Origin of the sequence: Rhizobium sp. C104, assembly GCF_022354505.1 — a bacterium.
GTDB lineage: Bacteria > Pseudomonadota > Alphaproteobacteria > Rhizobiales > Rhizobiaceae > Rhizobium > Rhizobium redzepovicii.
The window spans coordinates 217180-239001 of the sequence record NZ_CP092355.1 but is presented as its reverse complement, the minus strand read 5'-3'; the positions used below and the strand labels follow the sequence as shown (position 1 = coordinate 239001).

Here is a 21822-nt window from a genome sequence, read left to right as displayed (position 1 = left end):
CTTTCAGTGGCGCAGCCCCGCCTGTTTCATCAGCGGCAGCACCTCGCTGCCGAAGAATTCGAGATCGTCGCGGAAATCGAAGAAGCTGAGTTGCAAACCGTCGACGCCGGCTGCCTTCAGCTTGACGAATTGGTCGACGACGCTCTCGGGCGATCCAATCACCCTGATATTGCCGCCGACAAAACGATAGGCGTCCTGCGGATCGCGGCCCTTCCACGCTTGCGCGTCGGAATTCAATGACTGGAAACCCTGTGGCGAGCGCTGGTCGGCATGCGCGACGATGCGGTCAGCGAAGGCCCATGCCTCCTTCTCGGTCGGACGGCAGATGACCATCGGATTGAGCAGCGTGCGCACGGTGCGCCCGACATCGGTCGCAGCGTCCTTGACCCTTTTGGTGTGTGCCGGCAGCGACTGCAGCGCGCTGTCGATGTCGGCACCCGTCGGACTGGTGATGAAGACGATGTCGGAGTAGCGCCCGGCAAAGGCAATGCCGGCATCCGAACCGGTGGCGTTGACGAGGATCGGACGGCCGAAATTCGGTTTCGGCGTCACGAAGCCGCCGCCAAGTTTCCAGCTGCTTTCGCCTTCGAAGGAGAAGTTCTCGGTGTCGCTCCAGAGACGCTGGACGACTTCGAGGAATTCGGCCGCAAGTTCGTAGCGCTTGTCGTGTTCGATGCGCGGCCAGCCGAACATCTCGTGTTCGACCGCGCGATGGCCGGTGACGACGTTGATACCCCAGCGCCCGCCGGTGATGTGGTCGAGCGTCGCGCCGAACTTTGCCAGATGCAGGGGATGCCAGGGGCCGTAAAGAACGTGCATGGTCGAGATCAGCATGATCTTCTTGGTCAGGCCCGCAAGTGCCGCCGTGGAGACGAAGCTGTCGAGCGCCTGGCCGTCGAAGACGCCGCCATAGCCGCCCTTCGGCAGCCATTGCGACAGGGCAAAGACAAGATCGAAGCCCAGTTCCTCTGCTCTGAGAGTAAGGGCCTTGTTGTAGTCGAACCGCCAGTCCGTCGAGCGTTCGAGCGTCGACTGCGTCCAGCCGCCCGCCTGGATCGGCAGGAAGAGACCGAGAAGAACCGGCTGTTTGAGAGCCTGCGACAGCGGGCTCTCAGGAAAATCGGTCGGGGCGGCGAATTTCGGCAGACCGACGATGGAGCCGGGAAGATGTTGAACGGACATGGTTGTCCTCCGCTTGATCGTTGGCTCGTCGCTCAGGATGCTGCCACATAGGCGTAGGCGAGGCTGCTGGAGACCCCTTCGCCGCCGACCGTGTGATCGGCGATGCGCTTGTTGTAGATGGTCAACTCCGGCTGGCTGACGATATCGATCGCAGGCAGGTCTTCGACGAGGATCCGCTGGATCTCGCGCCACTGTTCGACGCGCTTGTTCGGATCGACCTCGATTGCCGCGGCTTCCAGCAGCGCGTCGACCTTGGGATTGCTGTAGGCCGAACCGTTCGAGAAGGGAACGCCGGGCTTGAAGTTCTTGCTCCAATAGAGGCGCTGTACGCCGACGGTCGGATCGAAGAGGTTGCTCATTCCCTCGAAAGCGAAGTCGAAGTCGCGATCGGTATAGATACGCTTGGTATAGGTGGCGAAATCCTGGCTGCGCACCGTCGCGTCGATACCGACCTTGGCGAGCGCCTGGCGGATATATTCGGAGCCACGGGGGTAGCTTTCTCCGCTCGGCACATAATCGAGATTGATGCGCGCGCGAATGCCGTCGCTGCCGCGAGGGTAACCCGCCTCATCAAGCAGCTTTTCGGCTGCCGCTAGATCGATCGGATAGGTTTTCAGATCCGGATCGTACCATTTCGTCAGGTTGGGACTGATCGGGCCGGGAATGGCGCTGCCATAGCCGTAGTTGATGGTGTTGAGGATGACTTTCCGATCGATGACGTGGGCAAAGGCCTGCCGCACGCGGATATCCTTGAAGAACGGACGCTCGAGATTGAATTCGATGCGGCTGATACCATTGGCATACTGATAACCGCGCGGCTCGAAAGCGATATCGGGGAGGGACTTGAAGCGTTCCAGGTCGCTGAGTGGCACGGGTGTGGAGGGCGCAAGATCGATCTCACCGGTCTCAATCGCGATCGAGCGTGCTGCTGCATCGGGAATGAAACGGACGATAAGCTGATCGAGATAGGGGCGCGGCTGATCCCAATAGTCGGAATTACGCTCGTAGACGATATGGCTGCCGCGGATCCATTCCTTGAACTTGAACGCCCCGGTGCCGATCGGCGCAAGATTTGCCGGGTTTTCGGCCACCTTGGTGCCCTCGTAGATGTGACGCGGCACGATCGGCGTTTCGGACGCCGCAAGCGCCGTGATCAAATAGGGCGCCGGCTTGGATAGCGTCAACACTGCCGTCAGCGGATCGGGGGTCTGGACGTCCACCAGATTGAGGAAAGTGTTGCGGCCGCGCGGGTGAACTTCCTTCAGCGTCTTGATGGAGAAGGCGACATCGGCCGAGGTGAACGGCTGGCCGTCGTGCCACTTCACGCCGTCGCGCAGCTTGAAGGTATAGGCCAGCCCGTCCTGGCTGACCGACCATTCCTTGGCCAGAAGCGGCTTCGGATTGAGATCGAAGTCATAGGTCAGCAGTCCTTCGATGACTTTCGGCGAAACATAGACCGAATTGAAGGCCGTGTTGGCGATGGTCGTCAGCACCGGCGGTTCTGCCGAAAGCAGCAGTGTTGCCGTGCCGCCGCGCGCAGGTGCTGCGAGGGCTGGGATGCGGGCTGTCGCGGTCACGCCGAGTGCGACGGAAGCCAGGAGAAAGCTGCGGCGCGTGGATGCCGGAAATACTGCCATAGGTTCAACCCTCGTCTGCGGGCCGCGTGATGCCGGGCGGCCCTTGCTGTTTCGACTTTCCAACGACAGGCCATCTCGTAGAGTTTTTTACCCGGCCGGAAAGCATCCTTGATCTTTGGTTCCGAAAAGAGACTTATAGACAGTAAATAATTCCAAGATGCGCCGTTAATTGTAGGCAAGTTGGAAATATTTACCAATACGGATTTGACAAAACCCACCGATTTAGTCAACTACTATTGCATCGCTAAGCCGAAATCTTCTCAAGCGGCGAGGAAAAACAATGTCAACTTACGGGCGGCTCGGCCGCACCATCAGAAAGACGATCCTCCAGGCCGTTCCGACGATGCTGGGCATTGTCGTCCTGAATTTCTTTCTGCTGAAGCTCGCGCCTGGCGATGCCGCAGATGTCATGGCGGCGGAGTCGGGATCTGCGACGGTCGAGACCATGGCCGCACTGCGTGAACGTTTCGGGCTCGACAATCCGATTCTCGTTCAACTGGCCAACTACCTCAACAATCTCGCGCATTTCAGCCTCGGCTTTTCGCCGCGCTATGGAATGCCGGTCGCCGATCTCATCGGTCAGCGTTTGCCGGGCACGCTGATGCTGATGCTGGCGGCGCTCGCGATCGCCATCATTGTCGGCCTCCTGCTTGGGTCGCTGATGGCGACATTCTCCGGCCGGGTTGCCGATCGCGCAATCTCGATCGTCTCGCTGCTTTTCTATTCCATCCCAGGCTTCTGGATAGGGCTGATGCTGATCCTGCTGTTCTCGGTCAAGCTCGGCTGGCTGCCGAGCGGCGGGGATAGCACCATCGGCTCACGGCTGACCGGACTGCCTGCGCTCCTCGACCGTGCCCGCTACATGGTACTGCCGGCAACATCGCTGGCCCTCTTCTATCTGGCCATCTATGCACGCCTGACACGCGCTGCCATGCTGGAAGTGAAGTCGCAGGATTTCGTTCGCACGGCCCGCGCCAAGGGCGTCTCGCCATTTTTCCTGACCACACGCCATATTCTGCGAAACGCGCTGATCCCGATCACCACGATGGCCGGCATGCACTTCGGCGGCATGCTCGGCGGCGCCGTCGTCGTCGAAACGGTCTATAGCTGGCCGGGTCTCGGCCGACTTGCCTTCGAGGCCGTCATGGCGCGCGACTTCAGCGTTCTCCTCGGTATCCTGCTGCTTTCGTCCTTCATGGTGATCGTCGCCAATGCGGCTGTCGATCTTCTGCAGGCCTGGATCGATCCGCGAATTGGAGCAAGTCGATGAACAGCCATAAACTTGGAACCTATGCGGCAGAGACGATCGATCTCGCGCCGCCGGCAAGGGCAGAGGCCGCACGCCCCGCAACCCAACCGGCAGCCCAACCGCGCTGGACTCACGTCCACGCACCGGATGTGCGCGCTTCCGCCGTTCACGGCACGGCCTGGCGTGGCTTGCGCCGCGAGTTCAAGGTTTTTCTGTCCAATCCGAATGCATTGTTCGGCGTTGCTTTCCTGCTCGTCGTTGCCGTGTCGGCACTTCTCGCTTCGCTGATCTATCCCGGCGATCCGATGGAAATGGTGGCGAGACCGTTTCTCTGGCCAGGCCAGGATGCAGCTTATCCACTCGGTACGGATTCGATGGGCCGTGACGTGCTTGCCGGAATCCTGCATGGGGCCCGCATCTCGCTGACGGTCGGCATCGCCGCGACACTGCTCGGGCTTTCGGCCGGGATATTGATCGGTGCGGCCGCTGGCTATTTCGGCGGATTGGTGGACGACATCCTCGTCAAGTTGGTCGAGATCTTCCAGACTATTCCGAGCTTCGTCCTGCTCGTCGTGCTGGTCGCCATCGCTCAGCCGACCACCGGAACGGTGACGGTGGCCATCGCCCTCGTCAGCTGGCCGACCGTTGCACGCCTGACCCGGGCCGAATTCCGCGCGATCCGGGAGAAGGATTACGTGCTTGCCGCGCGCAGCCTCGGCTTTGGCCATGCGCGCATCATCTTTCGGGAAATCCTGCCCAACGCCCTGCCGCCGCTGATCGTCACATCGTCAGTCATGGTGGCCAGCGCAATCTTGATGGAGTTGGCGCTCTCGTTCATGGGACTTGGCGATCCCAATCGCGTCTCCTGGGGTTCGATGATCGGCGCCGGCCGCGACGTGATCCGCACCGCTTGGTATCTCACGGCCCTGCCAGGCCTGGCGATCGTCTTCACCGTGCTTGCCCTCAACCTGATCGGCGACGGCCTCAATGACGCGCTCAACCCGCGTTTTTCGGAGGAGCGCTGATGGCAGCCTTGCTTGACGTTCGCGACCTTTCCGTTCGCTTTCCCTCGGCCGAACCCGTCAAGGGCGTAAGCTTCACCGCCAATCCCGGCGAGATGCTGGCGATCGTCGGCGAATCCGGATCGGGAAAGTCCCTCACGGCATTGGCGCTGATGGGGCTTTTGCCGAGGCAGGCGCGGGCTGGCGGTCAAATCGCCTTCGACGGCCACGACCTGCTGTCGCTTCGCGAGCGGGACCTGCGGCGCATTCGTGGTCGCGACATCGCAATGATCTTTCAGGAACCGATGACATCGCTCAATCCGGTGCTGACAATCGGCGATCAGATCGTCGAGGTGCTGCGCATCCATGAGGATCTCAGCCGCCGGCATGCCCGCGCCAGGGCGATCGAACTTCTGGAGCTTGTCAGTATCCCGGAACCTGCCAGGCGCATCGATGACTATCCTCACCAGCTCTCCGGCGGCATGCGCCAGCGGGTGATGATTGCGATTGCCGTTGCCTGCAATCCGAAGCTCCTGATTGCCGATGAAGCAACGACCGCGCTCGACGTCACGATCCAGGCGCAAGTGCTGCAGCTGCTCGACAATCTCCGCGTCAAACTGAACATGGCCGTCATCCTCATCACCCACGACCTCGGCATCGTGGCGCAATGGGCCGATCGTGTCGTCGTCATGTATGCCGGACGTAAAATCGAGGAAGGCTTTCCAGGCCCCGTGTTCGACGCGCCGTACCATCCTTACACCCGCGGGCTGCTTGCCGCCTCTCCGCGACTGAAGGCCGACTATCACTACAGCGATGGTCCGCTTTCCGAAATCCCGGGTTCGATCGTCTCGGCATCAGGCGAAAAAGGCTGTTCCTTCCGCCCGCGCTGTCCCGTCGCCCGGCCGGCCTGTGGTTTGGCGGTACCGGAACTGCTGTCGGTTTCCGCCGAGCGGCAGGTCGCCTGCCCCTATGTTCCGGTCCTTTCGGAGGTAGCCCATGTCGCTCCTGTCGGTCGATAGTCTCTCGACCCATTATCCCGGGGCCGCCGGTACGGTGAGAGCCGTCGACGGCGTATCGCTTGAGATTGCCGAGGGCGAAACGGTGGCATTGGTCGGTGAATCCGGCTGCGGCAAGTCGACGCTCGGCAAGTCCTTGATGCGCCTCGTCACGCCTTCGTCCGGCCGCGTCCGTTTTCAAGGACGTGACGTCACGGCGATGTCGGCGAAGGAATTGCAGTTAATTCGCCGCAGCGTTCAAATGATCTTCCAGGATCCCTTCGCCTCGCTCAATCCGCGCCAGACGATCCGCACGATCCTGACGGCGCCGCTCGCTGTCCATGGCGTCAGCGGCCGCAAGCGGCGCGAAGCAATCGCCGCCCAGATGGCAGAGCATGTCGGCCTGCCCGCTGATGCGCTTGATCGCTTCCCGCATGAATTCTCCGGCGGCCAGCGCCAGCGCATCGGCATCGCCCGCGCGCTGATCCTGCAGCCGCAGCTGGTGATCTGTGACGAGCCGGTTTCGGCGCTCGATCTCTCCATCCAGGCGCAGATCCTCAATCTGCTCGTCGAGATGAAGACCGAACTCTCGCTTTCCTACCTCTTCATTTCCCACGACCTGTCGGTCGTTCGCTACTTCGCCGATCGCGTCCTCGTCATGTATCTCGGCCGCATCGTTGAAAGTGCGTCGACGAGCGATCTCTGGCGCGGTGCAAAGCACCCCTATACGCAGGCGCTGCTTGCCGCCGTTCCCGACCCGAGCCGCCGCAAGCAGGCGGCTCCCATCACCGGCGATCTGCCGAGCCCGCACAATCCGCCGGCCGGCTGTCGTTTCCACACCCGTTGTCCGCTTGCCACCGACATCTGCCGGACCGAGGACCCAACGTTTCGCCAACTCGCCGACGGCCACGCCGTTGCCTGTCACCACGCTCAATGAATGGAGAATGAAATGGTCGATTATCGCTACCTCGGACGCAGCGCGCTGAAAGTCTCGCCGCTCAGCTTGGGAACGATGATGTTTGGTGGGCCGACACCGGATGACATCGCCTTCCGCATCATCGACAAGGCGCGCGAACAGGGGATCAACTTCATCGATACCGCCGACGTCTATCACGACGGCAAGTCGGAAGAGGTGGTCGGGCGCGGCATCAAGGCGCATCGCGATCACTGGGTACTGGCGACAAAGTTCGTCAATTCCCACACCAAGGGGCCAAACCTTGGCGGCCATTCGCGCAAGTGGGTAATCGAGACGGTCGAGAATTCGCTGCGCCGCCTCAACACCGACTATATCGACATTCTCTATTTCCACCGCGCCGTCTTCGACGCACCACTGGAAGAGCCGCTGCGTGCCATCGCCGACCTCATTCGCGCCGGCAAGCTGCGTTATTTCGGCGTTTCCAACTTTCGCGGCTGGCGCATCGCCGAGATCTCGCATCTTGCCGATCAGCTCGGCATCGATCGTCCGGTGGCAAGCCAGCCGCTCTACAATATCGTCAACCGCACGGCCGAGGCCGAGCAGCTTCCCGCAGCGCATTATTACGGTCTTGGCGTGGTCTCCTATTCACCGCTCGCCCGCGGGGTGCTGACCGGCAAATACGAGCCTGGCAAAGAACCGGCCGCCGATACCCGTGCCGGCCGCGGCGACAAGCGTATTCTCGAGACCGAATGGCGACCGGAATCGATTGCCATCGCCAAAGAGATCGCAGCACACGCGACCCGCAGGGGCATCAACCCGACCGAATTCGCATTGGCTTGGGTGCTGAACAACAGGCTGATCTCAGCAGCCATCACCGGTCCGCGCACCGAAGAACACTGGGACAGCTACGTCAAGGCCCTCGGCGTCAAGCTCGATGCCGAGGACGAAGCCCTGGTCGATCGGCTGGTCGCGACCGGCCACCCCTCGACGCCCGGTTTCAACGATCCGAGCCACCCGGTCGAAGGCCGCGTGCCGCGCAGCCCGGCATCGGGCGCCGACAATGTGGTGCCATTGACACGCGCCGTCGCCTGACAACCCCGGCTGGACCCGCAGATCGCGGATCCAGCCGGTCCTTTCCAATTGGTGCTGAGAAGGTCCACCGCATGCCGAACCCCGCCCCTTCTGCCCTGTCGCCAGTCGCCGGGTCCGCATCTGTTGCAACCGACCTTGCCGCACTGCTCGCCAAGGTGCCGGAGCTTGCGGCCGAAATTGCCAGAGAAGCGGCAAAGCGCGATCTCGAGCGCGAGCTGCCGTTCGAGGCCTTTCGTCGGTTCAAGGAGGCAGGGCTCGGGGCGCTGCGCATTCCAGTCGCGCTCGGCGGACCGGGGGCTCCGTCGTCGACTACATTGAGACGATCATGACGCTTGGCGCGGCCGACTCGAATGTCGCCCACGCACTGCGCAGCCACTTCAATTTCACCGAAAGCCTGCTTCTCAACCCGAATTCGGCCATCGACCGCACCCAGCTCGGACGTGTGCTTGCCGGCAAGCTCTTTGGCGGTGCGCACACCGAGCAGGGCACCAAACGGCCGGGCGAAGTAACGACACGACTGACGAAGTCAGGCGAAAGCTTCCGGCTCAACGGCCGCAAGTGGTACGCGACGGGAACCGCCTTTTCCGACTTTGCCTCCTTCAGCGCCAGGAATGACGAGGATCAGCTGGTCAGCCTTCTCCTGCCGGTCGACCGGAGGGGCATCACCATCCTCGACGACTGGGATGGGATGGGCCAGCGGCTGACGGCAAGCGGCGGCGTGTTGCTCGAGGATGTCGAAGTGCTGCCGCACGAAATCTCCACGCGCGGCCTCAATACGCTGGTCGGGCGCCACACCTCGACGCTGCGCCAGCTCCATCTCGCCGCTTGCATGGCCGGCGCCGTCCGAGGCGCCGTGGCCGAAGGTACCGACTACGTGCGGCGGCAGGCGCGTTCCGCCGCCCATAGTGCGGCCGAAACCGCCAATGCCGATCCGTTCGTTCAGAAGATATTGGGCGAGATCGCCGCCGGCTCGTTTGCTGTCGACACGCTGATCCGCGAGAGCGCCCGTGCGCTCGACCGCTCAGTCGAGGCCTTCGGTGCTGGAGATCCGGACAGGCTGGAGGCGGCGCTGATCGAAAGTGCTTTGACGACGGCACGCACGCAAATCGTCGCCTCACAGATCGCCCTTGCGGCGGCCACCAACGTCTTCGAACTTGGCGGCGGTTCGGCCACGTCCCGTCATCTCAATCTCGACCGGCACTGGCGCAATATCCGCACGGTTCTGAACCACAATCCGCTGCTGCACAAGGCGCGCGTGGTCGGCGATTATTACATCAACGGAACGACGACACATTTGGAGGAAGGCAGGGTCTTCTAGCCCCGTCGTCTCGTGGGAAAGGCTGTTTCATGACTTCGGAATTCATCGGGCATGTCTCGAACCGCGAAGGTTCGGATATCGTGCCACCGCAGGGGTCCGTTATTGACAAGGACTATATCCTGAGACATGCCCGGGCGGCCGAAGGAGCCGGCATAGACCGGTTGCTGATCGGTGCATTCTCGACCTGGCCTGACAACAACCAGATCGCGGCGCATGTCTTTTCCCACACCAGCCGCATCGGGGCGCTTCTGGCTCACCGCACCGGCTTCATGGCGCCGACACTGGCTGCCCGTCAGCTTGCGACGCTCGATCAGTTTTCCGACGGCCGTCTCTGGGTCCATATCATTACCGGCGGCTCCGACGCCGACCAGCAACGCGACGGCGATTTTCTCGATCACGACCGACGCTACGAGCGCACCGACGAATATCTGACCGTGCTCAAGAAGGTCTGGGAAAACGAGGCGCCTTTCGACCACGAGGGTGAGTTCTACAAATTCAAAGGCGCGTTTTCGCAGGTCAAGCCGGTCCACGGCACGCGCATCCCGATCTCTTTCGGCGGCTCGTCGGAGGCAGCCTTCAAGGTGGCGGGAAAGCACGCCGATATCTATGCGCTCTGGGGCGAGCCGCTGGACGGCGTGCGTGAGACGATCGGCAAGGTGCGGGAAGCGGCAGCGCCGTTCGGCCGGGCCGATGACATCCGCTTCACGCTCGCCTTCCGCATTGTCGTTGCCGAGACCGAGGATAAGGCATGGGAAAGGGCTGACGCCATTCTCGAGCGGGTCAAATCGGTCGCGCGGCCGGGCGGCAATGGCGAAAAACTGCCGTCCAATGTGGGTTCGTTGCGGCTTCGCGAAGCCGCAACGCGCGGCAAGGTTCTCGACAAGCGGCTCTGGACGGAGGTTGCCGCGGCAAGCGGAGCGGGCGGCAATTCAACGGCCCTCGTCGGCACGCCAGACCAGGTCGCCGAGGCGATCCTCGACTATTACGACGCCGGCGTTTCCAACTTCCTGATGCGCGGGTTTTATCCGACCGAGGATACCGTCGCCTACGGGCGCGATGTCGCGCCGCCGGTCAAAGCGGGCATCGCGGCACGCCAGGCGCGTGCTGTCGCGGCGGAGTAATTGGCCAGGCAACGATCGCCATCCGCAGCTTTCATATTCCAATCTGATCCCCTGCCGCCGGCGGGAAGGAGTTTTCATGCGCATAGACCATCGTCCTCACCATTCCATTGTTATCGTCGGCGGCGGCTTTGCGGGGGCGTTGACGGCGCTCAACCTCCTCGATCGAACGGCAGTGCCGCTCGCCATCACCATCATCGAACGGCGGGAAGAGCTCGGTCGCGGTGTCGCCTACAGCACGACCGAGCCCGCTCATCTGGTAAACGGACCGGCCGACAATTTCTCGCTCTACGTCGATGATCCCGGGCATCTGTCCCGATGGCTTTCAGAAAAGCCCGCCGCCAATGGCTGGCAGCCGCCGGAGAATATCGGCTCGAGCAGTCCGCCGCGTTACCTTTACGGAACCTATGTGCGCGACGAGCTGAAGCGTGCCGTCGGCGAGGCCCGGTTCGGATCGAGCCTGCGCCATATTCGCGCCTCGGCGTCAACTTTGTCGTCCACCCCGCATCGGATCCAGGTTTCGACGAGCGACGGCCTTGTCGTGGAAGCGGACGAGGCGGTGCTGGCGCTCGGCGTTTTTGCGCCGGATCCACCGACGCATGAGGTTGCCGGCCATCCGCGCTTTGCCGTCAATCCCTGGGATGCGGCAGCACTCGACAGGCTGAAGGACTGTGAAGAAATCCTGCTCATCGGCGCGAGCCTTTCGATGGTCGACGCCGTTGCGAGCATGGAGGCAAGAGGGTTCCATGGCCACTACAGAGTGATATCGCGGCGCGGCCTGTTCGTCGAAGGCAGGCGGGACGTCGCGGCCGCACGAGACTTCCTTGCCGACAAACCGCTGCCCTCGACCGCCCGGTCTCTGCTTTCGCTTGTTAAGACCGAACGACGTGCGATCGCGGCGAGCGGCGGTGACTGGCAAGGCCTGCCGCTTGCCATCCGCCCGCACATCCTCTCTCTCGGCAAAAGGCGGAGGACTTGGAAAGGCTGCGCTTTGCCCGGCACCTCCGAGCCTTCTGGGATGTGACGGCGCATCGCTCCGCTCCGGAGAGCAACCTGATCGTCGAGAGGGTTCTTTCGCAAGGTCGCCTGTCTCACGGCGTGGCGCGGCTCATCGATCTGGCCGTCGACAAGAAGGGCATCGCCGCTAAACTGAAAACGCGGACCGGCATCGAAAGACACGTGTTCGATGGCGTCATCGATTGCCGCGGTCACCAGTTGCACGACTGGCGGCGCATCTCCGATCCCTTCATACGCCAGCTGCTTGCGAGCGGCGAAGTGCGCCCCCATACCACCGGCTTTGGCATCGACGCCACGCCCGAGGGGGATCTCATCGATGAGGAGGGACAGATCCACCGCAATCTCAGCGCCATTGGCCATCCGCTGCGCGGCGTTGCCTGGGAGTCGAGCTCGATCACGGAACAGCGAGCGCAAGCGATCGCGCTTGCGGATCGTATCCTGCTGAAATTCACGCCTGCCCGAGCCGCATCCTGACGGCGCCGTCGGACAAGGAGAAAACCTGACAAAGGAAGGGGCGCATCGCCGATGCGCCCCTTATCCTTGCAAGCCGGCCGCCATTGCCCACTCAGCCTTGCCCGTCCTTGATATAGACCTCGGCGAAATTCGCCTGGACACCTTCGGCGCCGGTCGTGTGGTTCTTCACGCGTTTGTTAAAGACAGTGACGTTCTCGAGCGCGATGAGGTTCACGACCGGAACTTCGTCAGCGATGATCTTCTGGAACGCGTTGAATTCCTGCTTGCGCTTGTCCTCGTCGATTTCGACCGACGCCGTTTCCAGAAGGCGATCGACCTCGGGATTGGCATAGTGGCTGGCATTGGAGAAGGGCAGGCCGAGTTTGAAATTCTTCGACCAGTAGACGCGCTGCACGCCGAGCGTCGGATCGAACTGGTTGCCGAGGTACTCGGCCGTCACGTCGAAGACGCGCTCCTTGTAGACCTTCTGGATATAGGTCGAGAAATCATAGGAATTGATCGTTCCGGCAATGCCGATGCGTGCCAGGTTCTGCTTCAGATATTCAATGACGCGCTTGAAACCCTCATTGTAGGAATTGTGAGTCAGCCGCAGCTTGAAGCGGATGCCGTCTGCGCCGCGCTTGTAGCCGGCCTCATCGAGCAGTTGTTCGGCAGCCTTGAGGTCGAAGGCATAGGGCTTGATCGAGGGATCGTAGTAGCGCGGCAGGAAGACGCTGATCGGTGTCGGAGAAATATGGCCGTAGCCATACCAGACGGTGTTCAAGATGACGTCGAGATCGATGGCGTGGGCAATCGCGCGTCTGACTTTGACGTCCTTCAGATACTCGTTGTCGAGATTGAAGATCAGCTGGGTCAGGTCACCCTTGGTTTCGTATCCGCGGGAATCGACGCCGATGTTCGGCAACGCCTTGATCCGCTCGAGATCGCTGAGCGGTATTGGATTGTCGCCGCCAAGGTCGAACTCACCGGTTTCGAATCCGGCCGCGCGCGCCGCGCCGTCCGGCACGAAACGGATGGCGATCTGATCGAGATAGGGCTTGCCGGCATCCCAGTAATCGGGATTGCGCTCCAGAATGATATGCGAACCACGCACCCACTCCTTGAAGACGAAGGGGCCGGTTCCGATCGGTGCGCTGCCGTTCGGATTGACCGGCACGTCGGCGATCGCGACATTGTCGTAGACATGCTTCGGCACGATCGGCGATTCTGCTGCATAAAGCGCGCGCAACAGATAGGGTGCCGGTTTGGAAAGGCGGATGATCGCCGTCAGAGGATCCGGCGTCTCGACTTTCGTGACATTGGCAAAAGTTCCCCGGCCTCGTGGGTGGACCTGTTTCAGGAGCTCGATGGAATAGGCGACGTCGTCTGCGGTAAAAGGCTTGCCATCGTGCCATTTGACATTCGGACGAAGCTTGAAGGTGTAGCTGAGCCCGTCATCGGCGATCGACCATTCGGTCGCAAGCTGCGGCTTAGGCATCAGATCGAAATCATAGGTCAGAAGTCCCTCGGTGATCTTGGGACTGATCTTTTGGGTGCCGCCTGCCGTATGCGCCAGCGCAAGGATTGTCGGCGGCTCCGGCTCGACGATGAAATTGAGTGTTCCGCCACTCCGTGGCGACTGGTCATTTGCTCTGGCGGCGAAGGACGGCAGAAGCGTGCCGGCCGTCGACAACAGCAGCAATTGGTTGAACCGGCGTCGATTGATGCTCATCGGACCATTCCTTGTCAGCGTCAGGCGTTCTTGAGGATGTAGGTGGAGGAAAGGCTGCCGGAGAGGCCGTCTGCGACGACCGTATGGTCCTGCACCTTCCTGTTGAAGATCGTCAGCTGCCGGAAGGAGACCAGCGTGATGTCGGGCAGGTCACGGGCGATGATCACCTGCATGCGGTTGAAGAGTTCGACGCGTTTGGCGTGATCATTCTCGACCGCCGCCTGTTCGAAGATCGCATCGATTTCCGGATTGCTGTAGCCGGAGCCGTTGGAGAAGGGCACGCCCTTCTTGAAGTTCTTCGACCAATAGAGGCGCTGGACGCCGATCGTCGGATCGAAGGTGTTGCCCATACCATTGGTGACGAAGGCGAAATCGCGATCGGTATAGACGCGTTTCAGCCATGTCGGCACGTCTTGACCGCGCAGGCTGACCTTGACGCCGATTTTCGACAGCGCGTCGCGCAGATAGTTGCCGATCCGCGTGTAGGTATCGCCATAGGGCATGACGTCGTGCGGCACCTCGAAACGGATGCCGTCGGCCCCTCGCGGAAAGCCGGCCTCGTCAAGAAGTTCTTCCGCTTTGGCGGGATCATAAGCATAGACCGGCACGTCGGGATTGTAGAAGGCCTTGAGGAAAGGGCTGATCGGGCTTGGGGCCGGAACGGCGTAGCCGTAGAAGGCGATATCCGCAATCTTCTGCCGGTCGATCGCGTGGGCTACCGCCTGGCGGACCTTGTCATGTTTGAAGTAGTCGTTGGCGAGATTGAACTCGATGCGGTAGACGGTCGGTGAATAGTCGTTGCCGCGGTCGTCCACGGCAAGCGTCGCCGACGCCTTCAAACGATCGATTTCGCTGAGCGAGACGGGCGTGTCGGGTGCGATGTCGACCTCGCCGGTCTCCAGTGCCGCGAGCCTGGCGCTCGCATCGGGAATGAACTTGATGACGATACGATCGAGATAGGGCTTCCCTTTGTCCCAGTAATCAGGATTGCGATCGAGAATGATGTGACTGCCGACGGCCCATTCCCGGAAGATGAACGGCCCGGTTCCGATCGGCGCGCGGCCGTTCGAATGGGCGGCGAAGTCTTTCGTGCCGTCATAGACATGTTTGGGCACGATCGGCGACTCGCTCGCCTGCAATGCGCCGATCAGGTATGGCGCGGGCTTCGAAAGCCGGATGATCGCCGTATACGGATCGGGGGTCACAACCTCCTTCACACTGGAAAAGGTGGCACGACCGCGCGGATGGACCTCCTTGAGCGCCAGGATCGAAAAAGCCACGTCCTCGGACGTAAAATCTCTCCCGTCATGCCACTTGACGCCCTCTCGCAGCTTGAAGCTGTATTCCAACCCGTCGTCGCTGACATGCCATTCAGTGGCGAGCTGTGGGATCGGCTTGAAATCGAGGCCATAGGCGAGCAGGCCTTCGGTGACCTTGCCGCTGACACGGGTTGTCGGGCCTGCCGTATGGGCAAGCGTGACCAGCGTTGGTGGCTCGGGCTGGACGAGAAGGTTGAGCGTTCCGCCCGCGACGGGTTGTGCGGCTTGCGCAAAATCCCTGAAGGGCAGGATGGCACCGACCGCGCTCAAAGCGAGAATCTGGTTAAGCTGACGTCGGCGAATGTCCATTCATACCCCTTGATCCGGAACGAACCCTTTCGGGCAATGCTTTTTCGCGACCATCATCGGGCGGGAAAAGCCAAATCGCGAAGAATGTTTTTCTGCCAGTGACCGAAAGAAAAGCTTGCGTTCGCTCGCGAGCCGCCGGCACGCACGCGCCTATAGTCTAGTGTTTATATAGACAATTCGCGGGTTTTAGTTTTTGCTCCTCATCTGAGCGGCTTAGGGAGAAGAAAATGTCCCCGCCTGCAGGCCTCGCGCAAAGCGGATGCTCGTCTAGCCGGGCCTGTTTGTGGTGCAATCGCCTCATGAACACCTCCGTCCAATCTCGCAAGACAGTCATCCAGCCGACGCTCGCGCGGCTTCCGCCGCTGACGTCGTTGCGCGCCTTTGTTGCGACGGCGCGGCATCTGAATTTCATCCGCGCAGCAGAAGAGCTGCACGTCACTTCAGCCGCCGTCGGTCAGCAGATCAGGCTGCTGGAAGATTATCTCGGTCAGTCGCTGTTTCATCGTGCGCGCGGCCAACTGCAGCTGACGCCAGCGGGCCTGGCATTGGTCCCTGGTCTCACGGCCGCCTTCGATGCCGTGCTGTCGGCGATGACGCAGTTCGTCACGAGCGACCACGAACAGCCGATCCGTGTGTCCGTCGCTCCTTCCTTCGCCAGCAAATGGCTGATTCCACGGCTCGATGCCTTGCGTCGTGCAGCGCCCGGCCTGCAAATCCTCGTCGATGCCTCGACACAGCTGACGGATCTCGATGCGGGCGATGCCGATTGCGTCATCCGCTACGGCAGCGGAGCCTATTCCGGCCTCGCCGTCGACTATCTCTTGTCCGAAGCGGTGTTGCCGGTCTGTAGTCGCGAATTCGCCGATCGCCACGATCTCTGGAAAGGGGCGGAAGCGATCGAGGGGGTGCCGTTGTTGCACGAGGAGGGTGCCGAACACGACCACTCCTGTCCCGATTGGCACAGCTGGTTGCGCGCAGAGGGGCTTTCGTATCGGCTGTCGCAGGGCGGCTTTCACCTCAATCAATCCTCGCTCGTGCTCGATGCGGCAATGGCGGGGCAGGGGCTTGGCCTTGGCAAGATAAGGCTTGCTGAAGCCGAAATCCGGTCCGGCCGGCTCGTCAGTCCTTTTGGAGCGCCGCAGCCGGTGAGCTTTTCCTATTTCTTTGCGACAACGCAGCACAAATCTCGGCTTATGCGCGTTGATCTGTTTCGTAATTGGCTGCTTACTGAGGCGCGCGCCTCGCAGACGATCGATGCGATCGCGATGGGCAGCATCCGTCCGGCGCTCGGCATGATCGCGGCCGAATAAGAGCCTGCGTCAAGCCGGGGCCGATCCGTCTTCACTTCAGTTTGAAGCCCAGCCTGCGCGCGACATCAACGAGGACATGACGTCCCTTGAGGGATTCGACCGTAGCGATGCGGCTGCTCACCTGGTCGGTCCAGTCTACCAGAGGCATTGCCTGCTCGCTCTGGAAGCTTTGGAGCACACGATTATAACCGGCAAGATCTTCCTGCGGCAGCTCGCCGTCATAGCTCTCGCGATGCAGCACCGTGGTCTGCGGCAGGCGCGGCTTTACACCTGCAGGCACCGCCGGATCGGGAAAGCCGACCGTGAGGCCGAACACCGGGAAGACGCCGTCCGGCAGGCCGAGTTCACGGGAGACGGTCTCCGGATCGTTGCGGATCGCACCGATGTAGCATGTCCCGAGCCCGAGCGATTCAAAGGCGACGACGGCATTTTGCGCAGCAAGAGCTGCGTCGATGACGCCGAGAAGGAAGCTCTCGACATAGTCGAGACCCTCTGCCGTCGAGCCGCGCTCTGTCGCGATTGCGCGCGGGCGGGCCAGATCGGCGAGCCAGATGAGCAGGAGCGGCGCCTGTGCGATCTGCCGCTGATTGCCGGCAACGGCATTCAGTCGGCTGCGGCGATCCGCATCCTCGACGGCGACCACGCTCCAGGCCTGCAGATTGGATGAACTCGGCGCCGACTGGGCGGCGGCAATAGCAAGTTCGACCGTTTCGTATGGCACCGGGGTGGGCAGATAGTGGCGTACACTCCGATGACTGAGGATGGTATCGACCGTCTCATTCCAGCGTCTGCCCAGGCGTTGGTCATTGCGATAGCGCTCTCCGCCAAGCTCCCTCAGGCGATCGCTCTCATCTGTCTTGGTCGCTACGGAAGGGGTCATCTCATTCTCCTTGTTGATCTCGTCATTCCGCCGCTGCGGCATAAGGGTTGGCCGGACGGGCGAGACCAAGATGCTCGCGCAATGTCCTGCCGGTATATTGCCGCCGGAAAAGGCCGCGTTGACGCAGGATCGGCACGACCTCGTCAACAAAGACCTCCAGGCCGTGGGGCAGCACATCCGGCATGAGATTGAAACCGTCAGCGGCCCCCGCGCTGAACCACCGCTCGATATCGTCGGCGACATCCTTCGGCGTGCCGACGATGGTACGATGGCCAGTGCCGCCGTTGAGTGCCCGGATGAGGCCGCGCACGGTCAGACGCTCGCGCCGCGCAAGCGCCAGTGTCGCCCGGAAGAAAGTATGGCCGCCGTCCGGCGGGAGCGGAATATCTTCCGGAAGCGGCGCATCGAGATCGAGGCCTCTCGGATCGAGCTGCAACACCCCTGCAAGGCGCGACAGGCTGTATTCCAGTGGGATCAGTTCGCGGAGCTCCTCCTGGCGGCGGCGCGCCTCTCCCTCGGTGCTGGCGATGATCGTTGCAAGGCCGGCCAGGACCAGGATGCCGTCCGCCGGCCGGCCGAAGCGGCTGGCGCGCCGCCTGAGGTCGGCAGCGTACTCCAGGGCTTCCTCGAAGGATTGCGAGGCGGAAAAAACGGCTTCGGCGTGTTCGGCGGCAAGTTCCCTTCCGTCATCGGAGCCGCCGGCCTGGACAAGGACCGGGTGGCCCTGCGGGGGGCGCGGGATGTTGTGCGGCCCATGGACGGAAAAGTGCTTTCCGCGATGGGCGATGGCATGGACCTTTGCCGGATCGACAAAACGCCCCGTCGCGACGTCGCCGACAAAAGCATCCTCTTCCCAGCTGTCCCAGAGGGCCTTGACGATTTCGGCGAATTCGCCGGCGCGCTCATAGCGGCTGCCGTGGGCGACCGGTTTTTCCAGTCCGAAATTGCGGCTTTGAGACAGGTCCGCGCTGGTGACGATGTTCCACCCGGCCCGCCCCCCGCTTGCATGATCGAGCGTCGCGAACCGCCGCGCGAGATTGTAGGGTTCGTTGTATGTCGTCGACGCCGTGGCGATCAGACCGATCCGCTCCGTATGGGCCGCGACCAGGGCCAGTACGATGGTCGGCTCCAGCGACGTCAATGGCCGGAAGTCCACCCGGTCCGAGATCGCCGCCTGGTCGGCGAGGAAGACCGCGTCGAAAGTGCCGCTTTCGGCGATCCTGGCGACATTGATGTAGTGGTTGACGTCGAATGAAGCGCGCGGATCGCTGCCCTCCATCCGCCAGGCGGCGGGGAGAAGCCGGAATGCAGGATGTTGATGTTGAGATGAAGATCGCGCCGGCTCATTGAAAGATCCCAGGCTCGGGATATTCGCCCGTCAGAAACCATGTCCCGACATTGCGGGTCTTATACTCTGCCGGATTGTGCAGCGTGTGAATGCGGACGTTGCGCCAGAAGCGGTCGAGGCCGTAGGGGCGGACGGCCGAGCGCGCTCCCATGACCTCGAAGATCTCGCTGGTCACTTCGAGCGCGACGCGACCCGCAAGGACATTCGCCGAGGCGACGGCGATCGCGGCCGTCCCCCGGTCGGCCTCCGTCAGATCCTGTCCTTTTTCATAGACCGCATCGACCGCTGTCAGGGCGCGGTCGGCAAGCGCGGTTGCCGCCTGGACCTTGATCCAGAGTTCGCCGTACTGGCGTTTGATCCAGGGATCGTCCTGATGACGCTCGACACCGGAAAAAATCCAAGGGCGCGATCTGGAAACAGTGTAGTCCCGCGCGGCGATAAACGCTCCCTGGGCGCTGCCGATGAAGACGTTCAACAGCACGCTTTGCTGCTGCAGCGGCGCAAGCAGCGCGATCGGATCGCGCGGCCGCTCGGGCACGATCTCATCGGCGTGGATTTTCACGTCCTTGTAAAAGACCCGGCCACTTCCCGTCTGCCTCTGTCCGATGCCGTCCCAGTCGTTGGCGATGGTGACACCTGCGCGTGTGGGCGGGATATAAGCGATGCTGCGCGCGTTGGTCTCTTCGTCCTCCCAGGCAACCAGCAGATAATCGGCCACATGCGACCCCGAGGCGAACGGCCTGAACCCGTTGAGGACAACCCCATCCGCTTCGCGCCGCCCGAAAAGGCTTTTCGAAAAGCTGTTGCTGGTATTGCCCCAGAACCAGCGTCCTGCCGCCGAACGACGGAGAAGGTCGCGGGCGTGAGCGTCTGGTCCGGAGTTGATCGCATTTTGCAAGGGGCTGAAATGGTATCCGAACAGATGTCCGAGCGATCCGTCGGCCTTGGCGAACTCGCGAACGATCCGCATCGCCGTCGAGTAACGCTCGCCGATGCCGCCGAATTCCTCAGGGATCAGCAGGTTGACCAGTCCGCTTTCCTTCAACAGCCGGATCTGTTCTTCCGGTCTGCCGCCGGTTTGGTCTCGCTCGATCGCATCCCTTGCGAAAATATCGCGCAGCTCCGTCGCCTTGGCGATATGGGGGTTCGTTCTGTCCGGCTCGAAAAGCTCAGGCGAGGGGTGGGTCGTTCGAAGCTAGCGGGTTTTACGGTCATGGCTCGTCACTCCTCATTTGTGCAGGCGCGGAAAGCCGTGCCGCTCGGAAAGCAGCTCGAGAATGCGATCGGTCGTGTTGACAAAACGCTTGCCGTTCCAATCGCCCGCATCAGGCGGGGCTGCCTCGGCAAGAATGAAGACCGGCAAGGACTGGTTCTCTTCACCGACCTCTTCGATGACTTTGCGACGCGGACGAGGGAAGGGTACCCGCTCGACATCGATCGTTGCTGCAAGCTGCGGAAAACTGGCAAGCAGCCCTTCGATCGCGTTGCAATGAGGGCAGACAAAGGTGATGCCGGGATGTTTCGGATCTGAAAAGCCAGGCTCGATCAGGTAGAGTTTGTCACGCGCCATTGATCTTGTCCTATTCCGCGGCTGCCGCATTGTTGACGGCAAAGCGATTGACTGGACGCTTGAGGCCGAGATTTTCTCGAAGTGTCGTACCCTCGTACTCGGTGCGGAAGAGGCCGCGGCGGCGCAGTCTCGGCACGACGAGTTCAATGAAATCGGCAAGGCCGCCCGGCATCATCGGCGCCATGATGTTGAACCCATCCGCACCGTAGTTTTCGAAGCGCTCTTCCATCACGTCCGCGATCTGAGACGGCGTACCGACGACCTGCCAGTGTCCACGGGCGCCGGCGATCCGCAGATAGAGTTGGCGGATGGTGAGGTTTTCCCGGCGGGCGAGATCGAGCACCAGTTCCTGGCGGCTCTTGCCGGCGTTGGTTACCGGCAGATCGGACGGGATCGGCCCGTCGAGCGGATAGGGGCTAAGGTCAACGCCGCTCAGCTGTGACAACAAGTTGAGGCCAACCTGCGGCTGGATCAGCTCCTGCAGTGCTTCGAACTTCTCCTGAGCTTCCGTCTCGCTGCGGCCGACGACGGGAAAGATGCCGGGCAAGATCTTGAGATCGTCGGGGAGCGGCCGTATGTGCCGAGCTTTCCTTTGACGTCGGCATAAAAGGTCTTGGCCTCATCAAGCGTGATGTGCGCGGCGAAAATCGCTTCTGCGGTGCGGGCGGCAAGCTCTTTGCCCGGCCCCGATGCGCCCGCCTGAACCAGGACGGGGCGTCCTTGCGGCGAACGCGGAATGTTCAGCGGGCCGCGCACCTTGAAGTGCCGCCCCTTGTGGTTGAGCCTGTGCAGCCTTACCGGATCGAAATAGCGGCCACTTTCCCGATCACGGATAAAGGCATCGTCATCCCAGCTGTCCCAGAGACCGAGCACCACGTCGGCGAATTCCTCGGCCCGATCGTAGCGGTCGGCATGCAGGATCTGCGCCTCATGACCGAAATTATAGGCGGCCTCCGGGTCTGACGACGTCACCAGGTTCCAGCCGGCGCGGCCGCCGCTCAACCGGTCGAGCGATCCGAACTGGCGGGCAAGGTTGTACGGGTCGGAGAAACTGGTCGAGGCCGTGGCAATCAGGCCGATGTTGCTCGTGACGCTTGATAGGGCAGACAGGAGCGTGATCGGCTCAAAGGGGTAGACGCCGCTATGCGCTTTCCGGCTTGCGGCTTCGACATCCTTCAGCCGAGCGGCCACGCCGTCAGCGAAGAATATCGCGTCGAACTTTGCCGCTTCGGCAAGCTTGGCGAGTTCGAAATAGTCCTCGAAATCGGTTCCGACCGAAGCCTGCGGATGACGCCATGCCGCAACGTGATGGCCGGTAAACAGCAGGAATGCGCCAAGCTTGATCTTATCTTTACGTCTACCCATGAGATGTCCCT

Annotated in this window: 17 protein-coding genes and 3 pseudogenes; 10 read left to right on the top strand and 10 right to left on the bottom strand. The window is 61.8% G+C overall.

All coding sequences use genetic code 11. The features are described 5' to 3' along the window. Positions 1 to 3: 3 nt before the first annotated feature. Positions 4 to 1182 (bottom strand): LLM class flavin-dependent oxidoreductase, encoded by a 1179-nt coding sequence (locus MF410_RS35710; protein WP_027690858.1) that lies wholly within the window; start codon positions 1180 to 1182, stop codon positions 4 to 6. A gap of 32 nt (positions 1183 to 1214) precedes the next feature. Beyond that, positions 1215 to 2819, bottom strand: a complete 1605-nt coding sequence (locus MF410_RS35705) for an ABC transporter substrate-binding protein (RefSeq protein ID WP_027690859.1) — start codon at positions 2817 to 2819, stop codon at positions 1215 to 1217. A gap of 280 nt (positions 2820 to 3099) precedes the next feature. Here MF410_RS35705 and MF410_RS35700 point away from each other — a divergent pair, with 280 nt between their 5' ends. The 9 genes and pseudogenes from MF410_RS35700 (at position 3100) to MF410_RS35660 (ending at position 11999) form a co-directional block, all read left to right on the top strand. Then, positions 3100 to 4089: an ABC transporter permease gene (locus MF410_RS35700; RefSeq protein WP_105008763.1), complete on the top strand. Its 990-nt coding sequence runs from the start codon at positions 3100 to 3102 to the stop codon at positions 4087 to 4089. After that, on the top strand, positions 4086 to 5093 hold the full coding sequence (locus MF410_RS35695; protein WP_239621333.1) for an ABC transporter permease: 1008 nt from the start codon (positions 4086 to 4088) through the stop codon (positions 5091 to 5093). Before MF410_RS35700 ends, MF410_RS35695 begins: the two co-directional genes overlap by 4 nt. Further along, complete coding sequence (locus MF410_RS35690) at positions 5093 to 6088, top strand: ABC transporter ATP-binding protein (protein WP_105008765.1); 996 nt, start codon at positions 5093 to 5095, stop codon at positions 6086 to 6088. Before MF410_RS35695 ends, MF410_RS35690 begins: the two co-directional genes overlap by 1 nt. Further along, positions 6066 to 7001, top strand: coding sequence for an oligopeptide/dipeptide ABC transporter ATP-binding protein (locus MF410_RS35685; protein ID WP_105008766.1), 936 nt, complete (start codon positions 6066 to 6068; stop codon positions 6999 to 7001). The genes MF410_RS35690 and MF410_RS35685 overlap by 23 nt, the downstream gene beginning before the upstream one ends. 12 nt (positions 7002 to 7013) lie before the next feature. Continuing rightward, positions 7014 to 8072, top strand: coding sequence for an aldo/keto reductase (locus MF410_RS35680; RefSeq protein WP_105008767.1), 1059 nt, complete (start codon positions 7014 to 7016; stop codon positions 8070 to 8072). A gap of 71 nt (positions 8073 to 8143) precedes the next feature. After that, positions 8144 to 9390, top strand: a pseudogene (locus MF410_RS35675) (acyl-CoA dehydrogenase family protein). Positions 9391 to 9419: 29 nt separating this feature from the next. Then, complete coding sequence (locus MF410_RS35670) at positions 9420 to 10511, top strand: LLM class flavin-dependent oxidoreductase (RefSeq protein ID WP_105008769.1); 1092 nt, start codon at positions 9420 to 9422, stop codon at positions 10509 to 10511. A 76-nt stretch (positions 10512 to 10587) separates the two neighbouring features. Then, complete coding sequence (locus tag MF410_RS35665) at positions 10588 to 11532, top strand: FAD/NAD(P)-binding protein (RefSeq protein ID WP_239621332.1); 945 nt, start codon at positions 10588 to 10590, stop codon at positions 11530 to 11532. Then, positions 11484 to 11999 carry a hypothetical protein gene (locus MF410_RS35660; RefSeq protein WP_239621330.1) on the top strand — a complete coding sequence of 172 codons (516 nt, stop codon included), beginning with the start codon at positions 11484 to 11486 and terminating at the stop codon, positions 11997 to 11999. The genes MF410_RS35665 and MF410_RS35660 overlap by 49 nt, the downstream gene beginning before the upstream one ends. 91 nt (positions 12000 to 12090) lie before the next feature. Here the strand turns inward: MF410_RS35660 and MF410_RS35655 are convergent, their stop codons facing one another. Then, positions 12091 to 13710 (bottom strand): ABC transporter substrate-binding protein, encoded by a 1620-nt coding sequence (locus tag MF410_RS35655; protein WP_239621328.1) that lies wholly within the window; start codon positions 13708 to 13710, stop codon positions 12091 to 12093. A 20-nt stretch (positions 13711 to 13730) separates the two neighbouring features. Further along, positions 13731 to 15338: an ABC transporter substrate-binding protein gene (locus MF410_RS35650; RefSeq protein ID WP_105008772.1), complete on the bottom strand. Its 1608-nt coding sequence runs from the start codon at positions 15336 to 15338 to the stop codon at positions 13731 to 13733. A gap of 299 nt (positions 15339 to 15637) precedes the next feature. On the opposite strand from MF410_RS35650, the gene MF410_RS35645 reads away from it, so the two are divergent. Next, positions 15638 to 16648: a LysR substrate-binding domain-containing protein gene (locus tag MF410_RS35645; protein ID WP_105008773.1), complete on the top strand. Its 1011-nt coding sequence runs from the start codon at positions 15638 to 15640 to the stop codon at positions 16646 to 16648. 31 nt (positions 16649 to 16679) lie between these two features. Here MF410_RS35645 and MF410_RS35640 read toward each other — a convergent pair whose 3' ends face one another. The 6 genes and pseudogenes from MF410_RS35640 to MF410_RS35615 all read right to left on the bottom strand — a co-directional run bounded on the left by MF410_RS35640 (position 16680) and on the right by MF410_RS35615 (position 21811). Next, entirely contained in the window at positions 16680 to 17528 is an 849-nt protein-coding gene (locus MF410_RS35640) for an NADPH-dependent oxidoreductase (RefSeq protein WP_105009191.1), read from the bottom strand. Between the two features lie 22 nt (positions 17529 to 17550). After that, a pseudogene (locus tag MF410_RS35635) lies at positions 17551 to 18875 on the bottom strand (LLM class flavin-dependent oxidoreductase). After that, positions 18872 to 20091: pseudogene (locus tag MF410_RS35630) on the bottom strand (acyl-CoA dehydrogenase family protein). The pseudogenes MF410_RS35635 and MF410_RS35630 overlap by 4 nt, the downstream one beginning before the upstream one ends. 13 nt (positions 20092 to 20104) lie before the next feature. Then, positions 20105 to 20446, bottom strand: coding sequence for a DUF3088 domain-containing protein (locus MF410_RS35625; protein WP_105008776.1), 342 nt, complete (start codon positions 20444 to 20446; stop codon positions 20105 to 20107). Positions 20447 to 20456: 10 nt separating this feature from the next. Further along, positions 20457 to 20993, bottom strand: a complete 537-nt coding sequence (locus MF410_RS35620) for a hypothetical protein (RefSeq protein WP_239621327.1) — start codon at positions 20991 to 20993, stop codon at positions 20457 to 20459. Then, positions 20918 to 21811 carry an NtaA/DmoA family FMN-dependent monooxygenase gene (locus MF410_RS35615; protein WP_239621326.1) on the bottom strand — a complete coding sequence of 298 codons (894 nt, stop codon included), beginning with the start codon at positions 21809 to 21811 and terminating at the stop codon, positions 20918 to 20920. The genes MF410_RS35620 and MF410_RS35615 overlap by 76 nt, the downstream gene beginning before the upstream one ends. Between the last annotated feature and the right edge of the window lie 11 nt (positions 21812 to 21822).

What these genes read in the sequence shown, in the direction of transcription:
- MF410_RS35690 (WP_105008765.1), top strand. Translation starts at nt 5,093, where the DNA reads ATGGCAGCCTTGCTTGACGTTCGCGACCTTTCCGTTCGCTTTCCCTCG.
- MF410_RS35645 (WP_105008773.1), top strand. Translation starts at nt 15,638, where the DNA reads ATGAACACCTCCGTCCAATCTCGCAAGACAGTCATCCAGCCGACGCTC.
- MF410_RS35665 (WP_239621332.1), top strand. Translation starts at nt 10,588, where the DNA reads ATGCGCATAGACCATCGTCCTCACCATTCCATTGTTATCGTCGGCGGC.
- MF410_RS35625 (WP_105008776.1), bottom strand. Translation starts at nt 20,446, where the DNA reads ATGGCGCGTGACAAACTCTACCTGATCGAGCCTGGCTTTTCAGATCCG.
- MF410_RS35615 (WP_239621326.1), bottom strand. Translation starts at nt 21,811, where the DNA reads ATGGGTAGACGTAAAGATAAGATCAAGCTTGGCGCATTCCTGCTGTTT.
- MF410_RS35655 (WP_239621328.1), bottom strand. Translation starts at nt 13,710, where the DNA reads ATGAGCATCAATCGACGCCGGTTCAACCAATTGCTGCTGTTGTCGACG.
- MF410_RS35640 (WP_105009191.1), bottom strand. Translation starts at nt 17,528, where the DNA reads ATGACCCCTTCCGTAGCGACCAAGACAGATGAGAGCGATCGCCTGAGG.
- MF410_RS35710 (WP_027690858.1), bottom strand. Translation starts at nt 1,182, where the DNA reads ATGTCCGTTCAACATCTTCCCGGCTCCATCGTCGGTCTGCCGAAATTC.
- MF410_RS35670 (WP_105008769.1), top strand. Translation starts at nt 9,420, where the DNA reads ATGACTTCGGAATTCATCGGGCATGTCTCGAACCGCGAAGGTTCGGAT.
- MF410_RS35700 (WP_105008763.1), top strand. Translation starts at nt 3,100, where the DNA reads ATGTCAACTTACGGGCGGCTCGGCCGCACCATCAGAAAGACGATCCTC.
- MF410_RS35685 (WP_105008766.1), top strand. Translation starts at nt 6,066, where the DNA reads ATGTCGCTCCTGTCGGTCGATAGTCTCTCGACCCATTATCCCGGGGCC.
- MF410_RS35705 (WP_027690859.1), bottom strand. Translation starts at nt 2,819, where the DNA reads ATGGCAGTATTTCCGGCATCCACGCGCCGCAGCTTTCTCCTGGCTTCC.
- MF410_RS35650 (WP_105008772.1), bottom strand. Translation starts at nt 15,338, where the DNA reads ATGGACATTCGCCGACGTCAGCTTAACCAGATTCTCGCTTTGAGCGCG.
- MF410_RS35680 (WP_105008767.1), top strand. Translation starts at nt 7,014, where the DNA reads ATGGTCGATTATCGCTACCTCGGACGCAGCGCGCTGAAAGTCTCGCCG.
- MF410_RS35695 (WP_239621333.1), top strand. Translation starts at nt 4,086, where the DNA reads ATGAACAGCCATAAACTTGGAACCTATGCGGCAGAGACGATCGATCTC.